The sequence below is a fragment of the Bacillus alkalicellulosilyticus genome (genome assembly GCF_002019795.1).
Taxonomy (GTDB): domain Bacteria; phylum Bacillota; class Bacilli; order Bacillales; family Bacillaceae_F; genus Bacillus_AO; species Bacillus_AO alkalicellulosilyticum.
The window spans coordinates 3,690,250-3,705,487 of record NZ_KV917381.1 but is presented as its reverse complement, the minus strand read 5'-3'; the positions used below and the strand labels follow the sequence as shown (position 1 = coordinate 3,705,487).

12 protein-coding genes are annotated in these 15,238 nt (G+C 38.7%); 11 read left to right on the top strand and 1 reads right to left on the bottom strand.

Annotated elements, in window-relative coordinates; all coding sequences use genetic code 11:
• The first annotated feature begins 12 nt into the window (after positions 1 to 12).
• The 10 genes from BK585_RS18575 to uvrC all read left to right on the top strand — a co-directional run bounded on the left by BK585_RS18575 (position 13) and on the right by uvrC (position 13,041).
• Entirely contained in the window at positions 13 to 2,370 is a 2,358-nt protein-coding gene (locus BK585_RS18575) for an endonuclease MutS2 (RefSeq protein WP_078555430.1), read from the top strand.
• 13 nt (positions 2,371 to 2,383) lie between these two features.
• Positions 2,384 to 2,797, top strand: coding sequence for a DUF350 domain-containing protein (locus BK585_RS18570; protein ID WP_078555429.1), 414 nt, complete (start codon positions 2,384 to 2,386; stop codon positions 2,795 to 2,797).
• 303 nt (positions 2,798 to 3,100) lie between these two features.
• Positions 3,101 to 4,813, top strand: a complete 1,713-nt coding sequence (locus BK585_RS18565) for a long-chain-fatty-acid--CoA ligase (RefSeq protein WP_078555428.1) — start codon at positions 3,101 to 3,103, stop codon at positions 4,811 to 4,813.
• Between the two features lie 185 nt (positions 4,814 to 4,998).
• Positions 4,999 to 6,732, top strand: a complete 1,734-nt coding sequence (locus tag BK585_RS18560) for a long-chain-fatty-acid--CoA ligase (RefSeq protein ID WP_078555427.1) — start codon at positions 4,999 to 5,001, stop codon at positions 6,730 to 6,732.
• A gap of 257 nt (positions 6,733 to 6,989) precedes the next feature.
• Entirely contained in the window at positions 6,990 to 7,583 is a 594-nt protein-coding gene (locus tag BK585_RS18555) for a TetR/AcrR family transcriptional regulator (protein ID WP_281248927.1), read from the top strand.
• Positions 7,584 to 7,659: 76 nt separating this feature from the next.
• The gene (locus tag BK585_RS18550; protein WP_139367591.1) at positions 7,660 to 8,436 is read left to right on the top strand and encodes an enoyl-CoA hydratase; all 777 of its coding nucleotides are present in this window, start codon (positions 7,660 to 7,662) and stop codon (positions 8,434 to 8,436) included.
• Between the two features lie 35 nt (positions 8,437 to 8,471).
• The gene (locus tag BK585_RS18545; RefSeq protein ID WP_078555425.1) at positions 8,472 to 9,242 is read left to right on the top strand and encodes an electron transfer flavoprotein subunit beta/FixA family protein; all 771 of its coding nucleotides are present in this window, start codon (positions 8,472 to 8,474) and stop codon (positions 9,240 to 9,242) included.
• A 12-nt stretch (positions 9,243 to 9,254) separates the two neighbouring features.
• A complete protein-coding gene (locus BK585_RS18540) occupies positions 9,255 to 10,229 on the top strand; it encodes an electron transfer flavoprotein subunit alpha/FixB family protein (RefSeq protein WP_078555424.1) in 975 nt (324 codons plus the stop codon).
• 398 nt (positions 10,230 to 10,627) lie between these two features.
• Entirely contained in the window at positions 10,628 to 10,942 is a 315-nt protein-coding gene (gene trxA, locus BK585_RS18535; RefSeq protein WP_078555423.1) for a thioredoxin, read from the top strand.
• A gap of 323 nt (positions 10,943 to 11,265) precedes the next feature.
• On the top strand, positions 11,266 to 13,041 hold the full coding sequence (gene uvrC / locus BK585_RS18530; protein ID WP_078555422.1) for an excinuclease ABC subunit UvrC: 1,776 nt from the start codon (positions 11,266 to 11,268) through the stop codon (positions 13,039 to 13,041).
• Between the two features lie 189 nt (positions 13,042 to 13,230).
• Here uvrC and BK585_RS18525 read toward each other — a convergent pair whose 3' ends face one another.
• Complete coding sequence (locus tag BK585_RS18525) at positions 13,231 to 13,677, bottom strand: YslB family protein (protein WP_245805865.1); 447 nt, start codon at positions 13,675 to 13,677, stop codon at positions 13,231 to 13,233.
• 124 nt (positions 13,678 to 13,801) lie between these two features.
• Between BK585_RS18525 and BK585_RS18520 the strand changes: the two genes are divergently transcribed.
• Positions 13,802 to 15,151: a TrkH family potassium uptake protein gene (locus tag BK585_RS18520; protein WP_078555420.1), complete on the top strand. Its 1,350-nt coding sequence runs from the start codon at positions 13,802 to 13,804 to the stop codon at positions 15,149 to 15,151.
• Positions 15,152 to 15,238 lie beyond the last annotated feature (87 nt).

Sequence of the window (15,238 nt, the reverse complement as noted above, 5' to 3'; positions counted from 1 at the left end):
GGGGGCAACCTTTTGCAAGCGAAAGTGTTACGAGTGTTAGAATATGAAAAGATGAAAGAACAGCTATATGAACACGTTGCATCCTCACTGGGGAGAGCAAAAATAAAAAGCTTGGTGCCGTCTGTTGATATTAACGAAATCAAACAATGGCAACAAGAAACATATGAAGGTGCCAAAGTAATACGGCTAAAAGGGCAAGCTCCGCTTGGTGGAATTTTTGATATTTCTGCAAGTGTGAAACGAGCTCAAATCGGTGCTAGTCTAAATGCAAGTGAATTACTAGAAGTACAAAGTACAACATTTGGGGCAAGGCGCCTAAAAAAATTTATTGAAGATTTACTTGAAAATGAGGTTGACATCCCGCATCTAGAAAGCATTGTTGAACAAATCGTTCCTCTTACTGACTTAGAACGAGAAATTACACAATGCATTGGTGACCATGGAGAGGTGTTAGATTCAGCAAGTTCTGAATTGCGAGGCATTCGTCAACAAATTCGAAGCTTAGAAGCGGGAGTACGCTCTAAACTAGAAAGTATAACCCGCTCGTCTAATTCGCAAAAAATGCTATCAGATGCGATTGTAACGATTCGAAACGACCGATTTGTTGTACCCGTAAAACAAGAATATCGCGGGGCATTTGGTGGGATTATTCATGACCAATCCTCATCAGGTGCCACTTTATTTATTGAACCAGAAGCAGTTGTAACAATGAACAATCAGTTACGAGAAGCAAAGGTACGTGAAATAAAGGAAATTGAACGAATTTTATATGTCCTAACAAGCCGAGTGGCGGAATATGTGGAAGAGCTGTTAGGAAATATAGAAGCGCTAAGTCAGCTTGATTTTATATTTACAAAAGCACGCTACAGTGAGCGCGTAAAAGCAGTTCAACCGAAATTAAACGATGAAGGCTACCTGTCATTAACAAAAGCAAGACATCCACTTATCCCAATAGATGAAGTTGTGCCGATCGATGTGGATTTAGGAAAGACGTTTTCTTCGTTAATCATTACCGGGCCAAACACTGGGGGAAAAACGGTCACATTAAAGACAATTGGGTTGTTGACCCTTATGGCACAATCTGGCCTGCATGTCCCAGCTGAGGAAGGTTCTGAAATGGCAGTATTCAAAACGGTCTTTGCTGACATTGGTGATGAACAATCGATTGAACAAAGTTTAAGTACATTTTCATCTCATATGGTCAACATCGTGGAAATCTTAAAAAAACTAGACCATGAAAGCTTAGTTCTTTTTGATGAATTAGGAGCAGGGACTGACCCAACTGAAGGTGCGGCTCTTGCCATTGCGATATTGGATGATGTCTATCGAAGAGGAGCAAGAGTTGTGGCGACAACTCATTATAGCGAGCTAAAAGGATACGCATATAACCGAGAAGGTGCGATGAATGCAAGTGTAGAATTTAATGTAGAGACCCTTCGTCCAACCTATCGATTATTAATTGGTGTCCCTGGACGAAGTAATGCCTTCGCAATTTCGCGCCGACTTGGCTTAGACGAACATGTCATTGAGTTAGCAAAGAGTCAAATTAATAGTGAAACGAACCAAGTTGAGCAAATGATAGCTTCATTAGAAGAAAGTAAAAAGTCATCTGATGCCGAGTGGGAAGAAGCGGTTACCTTACGAAAGGAAGCCGAACAATTACGAAATGATTTAGTCAAAAGACTAGAAGGCCTTGAAAAAGAGAAAGAAGCCATCCTTGAAGAAGCTGAACAAAAAGCCGAAGAGGCTGTACGAAAGGCTAAGCGTGAAGCGGAACAAGTGATTGAAGAACTGAGAAAGCTTCAAAAGGAAAGTCATGAGATAAAAGACCATAAGTTAATAGAAGCGAAAAAACGGTTAGAGGAAGCTACACCGACACTAAAGGCAAAGAAGAAACAAGAAAAAGTGAAAAAAGCGTACCGTAAAGAATTAAAACCAGGTGATGAAGTAAAAGTGTTAAGTTTTGGTCAAAAAGGTCATATCGTCGAAAAGATAAGTGAACAAGAGTATCAAGTTCAAGTCGGAATTATGAAGATGAAGGTTTCAGCTGACGACATCCAAGCCATTGACCAACCAAAAAAAGTAGAAACGAAGTCATTTGCGACGGTAAGGGGAAATGACTTTCATGTTAAACCAGAACTTGACTTGCGCGGGGAACGTTTTGAAGAAGCAATGCTAAAAGTCGAGAAATATTTAGATGATGCCCTCCTTGCTGGTTATCATAGTGTCTCAATCATTCATGGAAAAGGAACCGGAGCCCTTAGGAAAGGTGTCAAAGAGTTACTGAAGCGACATCCACATGTCAAAAATGCACGTGATGCCAATATGAACGAGGGTGGCCTTGGCAATACAGTGGTTGATTTCAAATAGAGGAGTGCGTTACATGGAGCAGTTAATAGAAAATGTGTATGTTCAAACTGTTGCCTATTTTAGTGTGGCGGTGTTAGCCATTATCGTGTTTTTAACGATTTTTGAGTTAGTTACGAAGTATAGCAATTGGGTTGAAATCAAAAAAGGGAATGTAGCTGTGGCTATGGCGACCGGTGGAAAAATAGCTGGGATTTCGATTATTTTTCACTTTTCCATTACGATGAATGATTCAATATTAGTCATGCTAGGATGGGGAGTATTCGGGTTCATCCTTTTACTGATTAGTTATTTCATGTATGAGTTTTTAACGCCTAGTTTTAATGTGGACGAAGAAATTCAAAAAGGGAATGTAGCTGTTGGACTCATTTCATTAATCCTATCCATTGCTCTTTCTTTTGTCATCGGAGCGAGTATTATTGCACAATAGAGTGGAGGCGAGTGAATGGAGACGCTATGGCGAGTCTTGTATGTATGTTGTGGTTTATTTGTCATCGGGGGACTAATTTTTTGGTTTCTAAATGCTTAAAAAACACTGAAAAGTTGTTTTGTACTTTTTCAGTGGCTTCAAGCGTCGGAGTTTGTGAGATAAACTCCGACGTTTTTGTTATATTCTTAAGGAATTTTCATAAAATTTAATAAAATCTATTCCAAAAAGAAAGCGTTTCCAATACAATAAATAATGAGAGGAGAAAGCAGAGAAAGGAGAGTAATTATAAAAGGAGGTACTAACATGACGATTTCAGTAGAAAAACGTTGGCTTAGTCATTATCCGTCGGAAATTCCAGCCTCAATATCATATGAGGAAAGAACACTTCATTCTTTATTAAAGGAAGCGGCGGAAGAAAGCCCAGACAACAAGCTCATTCACTTTATCGGAAAAGAACTCACTTTCCAAGAGGTTTATACGCAAGCGAAACAGTTTGCTAACCAACTTCAAACGTTAGGAGTTCAAAAGGGAGATCGAGTAGCTATAATGTTAGCGAATACTCCGCAATCAGTGATTAGCTATTATGGGGCCTTAATGGCTGGAGCGATTGTTGTCCAAACCAATCCGTTATACGTAGAACGTGAAATTGAGCACCAACTCGTAGATTCTAATGCAAAAGTGATTATTTGTTTAGATTTAGTGTATCCGAGAGTGGCAAAAGTTCGAAAAAATACCTCACTAGAATACGTCATTGTTACTGGAATTAAAGATTACTTACCTTTCCCGAAGAATGTCATCTATCCCGTTATCCAAAAGAAGAAAACTGGTATTAAAGTTGATCTTACCTTTGACAACAAGACATTAAATTTTAAAGACTTCCTCAAAAAAGGAAGTACAGCAGAGCCAAATGTCGAGGTCTCTCCAACAGAAGATTTAGCCCTTCTCCAATACACAGGCGGTACGACAGGACCTGCAAAAGGAGTTATGCTAACTCATCAAAATCTTGTTGTGAATACCACACAGTGTCTTCATTGGATGTATAAATGTAAAAAGGGAGAAGAGACTCTTCTTGCAGCTCTGCCATTTTTCCATGTGTACGGAATGACGGTCATCATGAACGTCGCGATTATGTTTCAGTCCAAAATGGTTCTACTGCCAAAGTTCGAACCTAAAGATGTGTTGAAAGCAATTCACAAGCATAAGGTCACCGTGTTTCCAGGGGCGCCAACAATGTATGTTGCCCTTATTAATGAGCCATCAATAAAGGAGCATGACTTATCCTCGATCGAAACGTGCTTAAGTGGGGCAGCTCCTCTTCCTCTAGAAGTACAACAAACGTTTGAAAGAATAACGGGAGGAAAACTCGTAGAAGGATATGGGTTAACTGAGACCTCACCTGTGGCAGTGGCTACACCACTTTGGGGAAAACGAAAAGAAGGAAGTATCGGTATTCCTTGGCCAGATACTGAGGTAGCTGTACTTTCAGCGGAAACAGGTGAAGTGGCTGAACCGAACGAAGTAGGAGAAATCATCATCAGAGGCCCTCAAGTGATGAAAGGATATTGGAATCGTCCCGAGGCAACCGCAGCCACCTTTAAAGACGACTGGTTTCTTTCTGGAGATATGGGCTATATGGATGAGGATGGTTATTTTTACATCGTTGACCGGAAAAAAGATATGATTATTGCAGGTGGATTTAATATCTATCCTCGTGAAATTGAAGAGATATTGTATGAGCACGAAAGCATTCAAGAAGCAGTGATTATCGGTGTTCCTGATCCATATCGAGGAGAAACCGTTAAAGCCTTTGTCGTTAGAAAAGAAGGGCATTCTTTATCAGAGGAAGAGCTTGATAAATACTGTCGCAAGCATTTGGCCGCATTTAAAGTTCCTAAGCTTTATGAGTTTAGAGAGGAACTCCCTAAATCCTTAGTCGGAAAAATCTTACGACGTGTGTTAGTTGAAGAAGAGAAAAGAAAGCTAGAAAATCAGGATCGTGATGCTCAATCCTCGTAAACTATAAACCAACAAAAGTATTGTTATGAGGTCAGGACAAAAGGTTAACCACCTTTAGTCCTGACCTCTTTTTTATGGACACGACAAGTAAAAAATGTGCTTTTCTAATTTTATTTAAAAAAACTATTTAAAAATGAATGACTATTCAGTACAATAGGAAGTGAGAGAGAATGTGACAATTTTTAATGTGGAAATGGAAGGGATACATCAAGGAGGAATCGGGATTGGCAAATATAAGTGATAAACAATGGTTTTTGCAATATCCAGAAGACATTCCAACAACTATCGAGTATGAAGACATAACCTTACATGAGTTGCTAGACCGTACTGCGAAAAAGTTCCCTAGTAAAGAAGCACTTCACTTTTTTGGAAAAGAGATGACATATGAGCAATTGAATCATGCCGTTCTTAAGTTTGCAAACGCTTTACGTAGTTTGGGGCTTGAAAAAGGGCAGCGTGTATCTATTATGCTACCAAACTGTCCTCAAGCTGTGATTGCCTATTATGGCATTGTTAAAGCTGGTGGAATTGTTGTTCAAACGAATCCGCTTTACGTTGAACGTGAACTTGAGCACCAGCTTGTAGATTCTGGTGCCCAGATGATTATTTGTTTGGACTTATTGTATCAACGTGTTTTACGAGTCAAAGAGAGTACAGCACTTAAACACATTATTGTAACCGCTATCAAAGATTATTTGCCATTTCCAAAGAACCTGATTTACCCATTTATTCAAAAGAAAAATACAGGCGTTACCCCTAATGTAACGTATTCTGCAACAACACACTCATTTGTAAAAGTCCTTCAACAAGGCAGTGAGGAAGAGATTGAAACAGAAGAATCTAGTGATAGTTTGGCATTGCTTCAATACACAGGAGGAACGACAGGACTTGCCAAGGGTGTCATGCTGACGCATAGGAACCTCATAGCTAACACTACGCAATGTAAACACTGGATGTATGAGCTCAAAGGGGAAGAAGAACGAATGCTAGCGGCGTTACCGTTTTTCCATGTGTATGGAATGACAGTATGCATGAACTTGGCAATTATGAATGGCTCAAGCTTATATATTGTGCCAAAGTATGATCCGAACGAAATATTAAAAATGATTGATAAACATAAAATCACTATTTTCCCGGGCGCACCAACTATGTATATTGGTTTAATCAATCATCCCGACTTAAAAAAGTATGATTTATCTTCCGTGAAAGTTTGTATAAGTGGTTCAGCGGCTCTCCCGTCTGAAGTTCAAGCGAAATTTGAAGAGTTAACAGGTGGTAAACTCGTTGAAGGATATGGACTTACAGAGGCCGCTCCTGTTACCCACTGTAATCTAATCTGGGGTGAACGGCAAAAAGGCAGCATTGGATTGCCATGGCCTGATACAGAAGCAGCGATTATTAAAGAGACTGGTGAATTCGCTCAAGAGGGTGAAGTAGGCGAATTAGCGATACGTGGACCACAGGTGATGAAAGGATATTGGAATCGTCCTGAGGAAACCGCTGCGACGTTTCGGGATGACTGGTTATTAACAGGGGATATGGCATACCGAGACGAAAAAGGATATTTTTATATCGTTGACCGCAAAAAAGATATGATTATTGCAGGGGGCTTTAATATTTATCCTCGTGAAATAGAAGAAGTGCTTTATGAACATGAAGCGATTCAAGAAGCCGTTGCCATTGGTTTACCTGACCCATACCGTGGAGAAACTGTTAAAGCGTTTGTTGTGGTTAAGGAAGGCTCTAGTCTGACAGAGGAAGAACTTAATCAATACTGTAGAAAACATCTAGCAGCGTATAAAGTACCAAAGCATTATGAGTTCCGTAATGAGTTACCAAAAACAATGGTTGGTAAAGTATTAAAAAGGGTCCTGATCGAGGAAGAGGAAAAAAAGCTAAACAATAAGAAAACGAGTTAAATAGGGAGAGCAATGTGTTTGAACCCGTAATCCAACATTAGGATCGCGTCGTTCAAAACATTGCTTTTTCACTATCGTACCAAAGTGTAACAAGTAATTGTCGAAATTCCCATTATGAATTGCTGTTCATTGTCATTTTTAGTACACTAAGAAGATGAAAAATTAATACAGAACCATTGACAAACAAAGACACATAAAATAAAATTAGAAATATGAATGAATGGTCATTCATTTTCTTGTGTGAAAGGAAGAGACAAGTGGGAAAGAAAAGAGGCCCTAAATATGACCTTATCATCGAAGCAGCAGTGAGGGTTATAGCAGAACATGGTTATCACCAAGCTCAAGTTTCAAAGATAGCGAAAGAAGCCGGTGTCGCAGATGGAACCATCTATTTATATTTCAAAAATAAAGAGGATATTTTAATTTCTTTATTCGAGGAAAAAATGGGGCGATTTGTTGAAAAAACTAAAGAACAAATCGAGAAAGAAAACGACCCTGGGGAAAAGTTATTTAGACTTATTCAAATGCATTTTAAACAACTCGCAGCCAATTATGCATTAGCTGTAGTGACACAGCTGGAACTGAGACAATCAAATGCAGAGTTACGTCTCAAGATTAACGAAGTGTTAAAAGGCTACCTACAACTCATTGATGTCGTACTAGTTGATGGGAAAGAGTCAGGTTATTTTAACGCAAACTTAGACAATCGCCTCGTTCGTCAAATGATATTTGGCACATTAGATGAAGTGGTCACAAACTGGGTGATGAAAGACGGCAAATATGATTTAGTTTCTTTAGCAAAGCCTGTGCAACAAATGCTTGTTAATGGGCTAACTAGCATCAATCGGTAATACAATGATAAAGGAATAGGAAAGAACACTTTCCTATTCCCAATCTTAATTGTTTATTTGGAGGGAGTGAGATACGGTGGGATATCTTTCAATGTCGTTGAAAGACTCTATTGCAACAGTTACATTACACCGACCACCAGCAAATGCTTTATCAAGTAAAGTATTAACCGAGCTTGCTAACATATTAGATGAAATAGAGCAACAAGATGAAGTGAAGGTAGTTGTTTTACAAGGGGAAGGACGTTTTTTTGCTGCCGGTGCAGATATTAAAGAATTTACACAAGTAGAGACGGGAAAAGAGTTTGCTAAACTTGCAAGAAAGGGTCAGCTCTTATTTAACCGAATCGAGTCCTTTAAAAAGCCTATTATATGTGCTATCCATGGAGCAGCCCTTGGTGGAGGGTTAGAACTCGTTATGGCATGTCATATTAGGTTAGCTACCGATGATGCAAAGCTAGGTTTACCAGAAATGCAATTAGGCTTAATTCCAGGTTTCGCAGGAACCCAACGTTTACCACGCTTAGTTGGTAAAGCTAAAGCACTTGAAATGATATTAACGAGTGAACCGATTACAGGGAAAGAAGCTGTTTCTTGGGGATTGGTTAATGCTTCATATCCAGATGAAACACAATTGTTTGAACAAGCACAGCTACTAGCTTCTAAGATTGCTGCTAAAAGTAGTGTAACTGTTGAATTACTTTTGGAAGCGTTTACTTACGTGGGAGATAGTAATTTTGACCTTGGCGTTGAAAAAGAAGCGAAGTTATTTGGTAAAGCATATGACTCCTACGACGGAAAAGAAGGCATTCAAGCTTTTATTGAAAAACGAAAACCTGAATTTAAAAATAAGTAACGTAATATGTTGTAACTATAAGGAGGGAGTACGTAATGAATATTTTTGTAATTATGAAACGAACATTTGACACGGAAGAGAAGATCACAATAGATCATGGGAAAATTGATGAAGGTGGAGCTACTTTTATTATTAACCCATACGACGAATATGCGATTGAAGAAGCGATTAAGCTACGAGATGAGCATGATGGCGAAGTAACGGTTGTCACTGTCGGCGAAGAGGAGGCAGAAAAACAGCTCCGAACTGCATTAGCCATGGGAGCAGATAAAGCGGTGCTAATTGATAGTGAAGATCTTGATGAACTCGATCAATTTACAACGGCTACATTACTAGCAACCTATTTAAAAGACCAAGAGGTTGATATTGTGTTAGGCGGGAATGTAGCAGTGGATGGAGGTTCGGGGCAAGTAGGTCCAAGGGTCGCAGAATTATTAGGGATCGCTCAAGTAACTACAATTACTAAGATTGATATTTCAGGGTCTACTGCGACGATTGTACGTGATGTAGAAGGGGATGAAGAAACACTTGAAGTTTCGTTACCAGTTCTTGTTACAGCCCAACAAGGTTTAAATGAGCCGAGATATCCATCTTTACCAGGGATAATGAAGGCGAAAAAGAAACCATTGGAGACATTGGATTTAGATGACCTGGACTTAGATGAAGACGATGTTGAACCTAAAACGAAAACAATAGAGATTTTCCTTCCTCCACAAAAACAGGCTGGGAAAGTCCTTGAAGGCGATGTAAACAACCAAGTAAAAGAGCTAGTGTCATTACTAAAAACAGAAGCAAAAGTCATTTAAGGAGGGTCCACCATGTCAAAAAAAGTACTTGTAGTAGCTGAAGTTCGCGATGGCGAGCTACGTAATGTATCATTTGAGGCGATTGCAGCTGGAACGCAAATCGCAAATGGCGGAGAGGTTGTTGCCGCTGTTCTTGGAGAAGAGGTAAGTTCATTAGCGGAAACATTGATCCATTATGGAGCCGATAGAGTCATTAAAGTAGAAAGTTCAGACTTAAAGGAATACACAACAGATGCTTACCAACAGGCCATTCTTCAAATTATGGACGTAGAACAACCAGAGGGTGTTGTCCTTGGACATACCGCAGCAGGGAAAGATGTAGCTCCGCGAATTGCTATGAAAGTAAATGCAGGGTTACTTTCTGATGTGGTTGCCATTGAAAGCGATGGAGAAGATGTTGTATTCACAAGACCTATCTACTCAGGTAAAGCGTTTGAAAAGAAAACGATAGAAGAAGGCATTGTGTTTGCAACGATTCGACCGAATAACATCGAAGTACTAGAAAAGGATTCTTCCCGTACGGGTGACATAGGGAGCTTGACGGTAGATATTAAAGATTTGCGAACAACAATTAAAGAAATTGTACGCAAGTCAACTAGCGGAGTTGACCTTTCTGAAGCAAAAGTAGTTGTTGCTGGTGGAAGAGGAGTAAAAAGTAAAGAAGGATTCGGTCCACTAGAAGAATTAGCTACCGTATTAGGCGCTGCCGTCGGTGCCTCGCGTGGAGCATGTGACGCGGATTACTGCGACTACTCTTTACAAATTGGTCAAACCGGAAAAGTGGTAACACCAGATTTATATATTGCCGTTGGCATTTCAGGTGCGATTCAGCATTTAGCAGGAATGTCGAATTCAAAAATCATCGTTGCCATTAACAAAGACCCAGAAGCACCAATCTTTGAAGTAGCGGATTATGGCATCGTAGGCGATTTATTTGAAGTCATTCCAATCTTAACGGAAGAACTAAAAAAAGTTGTAGCATCATAAACAGGTTGATTTTTGAAAGCGCTGAAAAAGTTAGTTTAACTTTTTCAGCGCTCTCTGATTTTTACCTGTTTTCTCAACTTCAATTCTATTTATAAGTTCTTCGGTCAGCTTACATATGAACACGAATCGAAGGCAAAAGCCCTAAAACGAGTACGCAAATAAAAAATGCGAACACGAAATAAGAGAAGAAGCAGCAAACCATATACACAACAGTATTATTTTTTTTTTGAGTCATGGTGCTTTCTTGCATCGTTTTAGTTTTTAGATTGTTGGTTTCATTTGTAAGTTTTTTTATAATAATGGGTATGATAGTGTGTGAGCAAGATGATGGCTTATAGTGGAAGACAATGGTATAATTTTTTTGAATGAAGAAGTTGTTTATTAAGGAGGAAATAGAAATGGCTATTGTAAATGTAACTGACCAAACATTCGGAACAGAAACTGGAGAAGGTGTCGTACTAGCTGACTTTTGGGCTCCATGGTGCGGACCTTGTAAAATGATTGCTCCAGTTCTAGAAGAATTAGATGGTGAATTAGGAGATAAAGTAAAAATCGTTAAGCTGGATGTAGATGAAAACCAAGAAACTGCAGGTAAATACGGAGTTATGAGTATTCCTACATTAATGGTCTTCAAAAATGGTGAAAAGGTTGACCAAGTAGTTGGTTTCCAACCAAAAGAAGCATTAGAAGAACTATTAAACAAACACTTATAATCAAAGAAAGCTGATTCCATTTCGGAGTCAGCTTTTTTTATGAACATAGAAAGATGGTCCCTTTCTATCGGACACAGGATCCGCTGATATTTCCCCTATAAGTGAGAAAGGGGATTGTTAATGGAACAAGAAAGATAGTTCATAGATGCCTTTGGATGATAACTCAGGATGAGCACTGGCTTTGAAAAGAAGGTAGCGGCTTCGCACAGTGCTTCTAAGAAAAGACCGCTTTTGCGGTTTTTCTTAAGCCAAGATTTTCTACTGGGATTCTATTTGCAAAATTGCTACACTTGAACAACAATAGAAGGAGGAGGGGAAGGTCTATGGCTTCTATAAAAGAGAAACTTGCGGTTCTACCGGACCAACCAGGCTGTTACTTAATGAAAGACAAGCAAGGAACGGTTATTTATGTAGGAAAAGCAAAAGTATTAAAAAATCGAGTTCGCTCTTATTTTACTGGAAGTCATGATGGCAAAACCCAACGACTCGTCAGTGAAATTGTTGATTTTGAATATATCATAACGTCTTCTAATATTGAAGCGTTATTATTAGAAATAAATTTAATTAAAAAACACGACCCAAAATATAATGTGATGCTTAAGGATGATAAATCATATCCTTATTTAAAATTGACCAATGAAGAACACCCGCGTCTTTTAATTACAAGAAAAGTAAAAAAAGACGGTGGAAAGTATTTTGGTCCTTATCCAAATGCAGGGGCGGCGACAGAAACGAAGAAATTACTCGACAGACTCTACCCGCTGCGCAAGTGTAAAACGCTCCCAGACAGAGTTTGCCTATATTATCATATCGGGCAGTGTCTTGCCCCATGTGTGTATGATGTAACGCGAGAACAAAACAAGGAAATGGTATCAGAAATATCTCGGTTCCTTAAATCAGGTCATGACGAAATTAAAGTATCACTTACACAGAAAATGCACCAAGCTGCAGAGGATTTAAATTTTGAGCGGGCTAAAGAATTACGCGATATCCTTGTTCAAATGGATACCGTTAGAGAAAAACAAAAGATGGCGATCCATGAGAGGATTGACCGGGATGTATTTGCTTTTGCTTTTGATAAAGGATGGATGTGTGTTCAAGTCTTTTTCATTAGACAAGGAAAGTTAATTGAACGTGATGTTTCTATTTTTCCATTTTACCAAGAGCCAGAAGAAGATTTGCTCACGTTTATCGGCCAGTTTTATTTAGAAAAGAATCACATTAAACCAGTTGAAATCTTGTTACCGAATGACGTAGATGCAGAAGCAGTTGAGAAGCTTCTTGGAATCAAAGTTAGCATTCCGCAACGTGGTACCAAAAAAGAACTTGTGGCATTGGCAAAGAAAAATGCTGAGGTGGCATTAACTGAAAAATTTGCGTTAATTGAACGAGACGAAAGACGAACAGTGAAAGCTGTAGAAAACCTTGGAATGGCATTAAATATAAATCCACCATATCGAATCGAAGCGTTTGATAACTCGAATATTCAAGGAACAGATCCAGTTTCGGCGATGATTACTTTTCTTGACGGAAAGCCAAGTAAAAAGGATTACAGAAAATATAAAATAAAAGATGTCATTGGGCCTGATGATTATGGTTCAATGCGTGAGGTTATCCGAAGACGATATCTCCGGTTATTAAGAGATAATGGCCCATTCCCTGATCTAATTGTCATTGACGGAGGAAAAGGTCAAATCTCAGCGGCCCAAAGTATTCTTGAAGATGAATTAGGGTTGTCCATCCCTGTTTGTGGACTTGCCAAAGATGAAAAGCATAAAACATCACAATTGCTCATGGGAGACCCGCCTGAAATCATTCCACTAAAAAGAGACAGTCATGAATTTTACTTGCTCCAACGAATTCAGGACGAGGTTCATCGCTTCGCAATATCCTTCCACCGTCAAACAAGAGGGAAATCAATGATTTCATCGGTGTTAGATGATATAGAAGGAATTGGTGAAAAACGAAAGCGACAACTTTTGAAGCATTTCGGTTCTGTAAAAAAGATGAAGGAAGCAAGTATAGAGGAGTTGCAACAGTTATCGATACCAAAACGTGTTGCTGAAAATCTTTTACAAGCATTGCATGAAGATAAATAAAACAGCCAAAGGTCGTAAAATGACCTTTGGCTGTTTTTGTGATTTAAAGTAACTTAGGTGCCTTTTAGGCTAATTCAGGAAGGGCGATGGCTTCGCACACTGCGCGTATTTTACAAGAAAGGCACTTGTAAAACACTTTAAAAAAGGCAGTGGCTTCGCTCATCGCTTCAAAAGCGCCGTTTTCGCTTTTTAATAATTTAAAATTCCGCCTTCTTGTACGGTATCCTTTATATCTGTTTTTACGGAGAATTGAATGTATTCGCGTTTTTCGGTAGTTGCAGTTTCGGTGATACAGCCTGTTTGTTTTTCAATTTGTTCTGCCAGAAAACCTGCCTCTAGCTGGTAAGATACATTAAATTGCTTCTTAGAAACTGAAGGATATAACAGAAAGCTTATTTCGTCTTTCCCTTGTTTTTTAACTTCTAACTCTCCCCATCCCGCTTTCTGAAAGAAATCGATGATACCAGTAATTGTTGACATTGGATATGACCTAGCGATCGTTTTTCCAGTCCAGTATAAAATATGGTCATGCTCTTTGCCTAACAATTCATGTAATAAAACGTTACGTATTAAATGATAGCCGAATAAAGGTACTTGTTCTTCGCTTTGATAAATCGTTTGTTCTTTTTTGTCCAAGCTACGTCCCTCCCAATTCCAATACATTTATTATACTCTGAGTCCGTTATTTTCTCTATGTTCTTCATTTCTTATTTTATTAATGGTATACTAAAGCGCGAATAAAGGTGGAGGTAACTTTTGTATGAAATTAGCACTAAATCAGTTTTTAACTCCGTTTCGAATGATATTAGTATCCTATGTTGTAGCTATGTTTTTATTTAGCATTTTGCTCTATCTTCCTATTTCTCATCAAGAAGGAGTTCATCTGACATATTCCGAAGCTTTGTTTACGTCAGTGAGTGCCGTTAGTGTAACGGGATTGACTGTTGTAAATGTTTCTGAAACATATAGTTTTACGGGAATCATTTTCCTATCTTTAGCCATTCAATTAGGTGGCATAGGTATTATGACCTTGGGGACATTCGTGTGGATGTTGTTTGGGAGAAAAATTGTTTTGTCTCAACGAATGCTCATTATGGTCGACCAAAACCAAAATCAATTTTCTGGATTGGTTAGCTTAATGCGCGGGATTTTATTAGTAGCGCTACTCATTGAATTAATAGGAGCTCTTATTTTAGGTACATATTTTATCCGTTATTTTGATACTGTTGGTGAAGCTTTTTACCAAGGAGCTTTTGCTTCATTAAGTGCGTTTACCAATGCAGGGTTTGACATTACTGGACAGTCATTAATTCCATTTGCTAATGATTACTATGTTCAACTTGTCGTGATTTTATTAATCTTTGCAGGGGCTATTGGATTCCCTGTTTTGTTGGAATTAAAGGAGTATTTTTCTAGAAAAAATACTAATTTCAAGTTTAGTTTATTCACGAAAATTACAACTACCACTTATTTTATTGTTTTTCTTATTGGGGTCATAGGGATTTGGTTATTAGAACTAGGCTACTACTATGATGGGTTGGCCTGGCATCAGCAATTCTTTAATGCAGTCTTTAACTCGGCAACGTCCCGCAGTGGTGGATTAGCAACAATGGATATCTCTGAATTAAATATTTCAACGTTAATGTTTATTTCTGGGCTAATGATTATCGGTGCTAGTCCCTCGAGTGTAGGTGGAGGAATTCGGACAACAACACTAGCTGTCATGTTCTTAACAATCCGAAGCTTTGCGTTTGGAAAAACAGATGTAAAGGTATTTGGTCGGGAGATCCATCCAGAAGATCAACAAAAAGCTTTTATTGTCTTATCGGTATTTATCATTATGTTGTTTTCTGCAGTCATCTTGATAGCGGCTTTTGAAAGTGGGAATGGGATTCCGTTAACCGCTATTATTTTTGAAACGAGTTCAGCGTTCGGAACCTGTGGTTTATCAATGGGAATCACGCCAGATCTTACAATAAATAGTCAGCTTGTTTTAATGGTTTTAATGTTTATTGGGCGTGTTGGATTAGTTGCTTTCTTGTTTTCAATTCGACGAAAAGAACGTAAAAGTCATTATAAATATCCAACAGAGCGTATTATTATTGGATAGACTGAACGCTATCTTTTTATGAAAATAATAATCACAGTAAGTACATAGTTCGAATGGCAGATGAGCAACGAACATTCGCACTTAGTA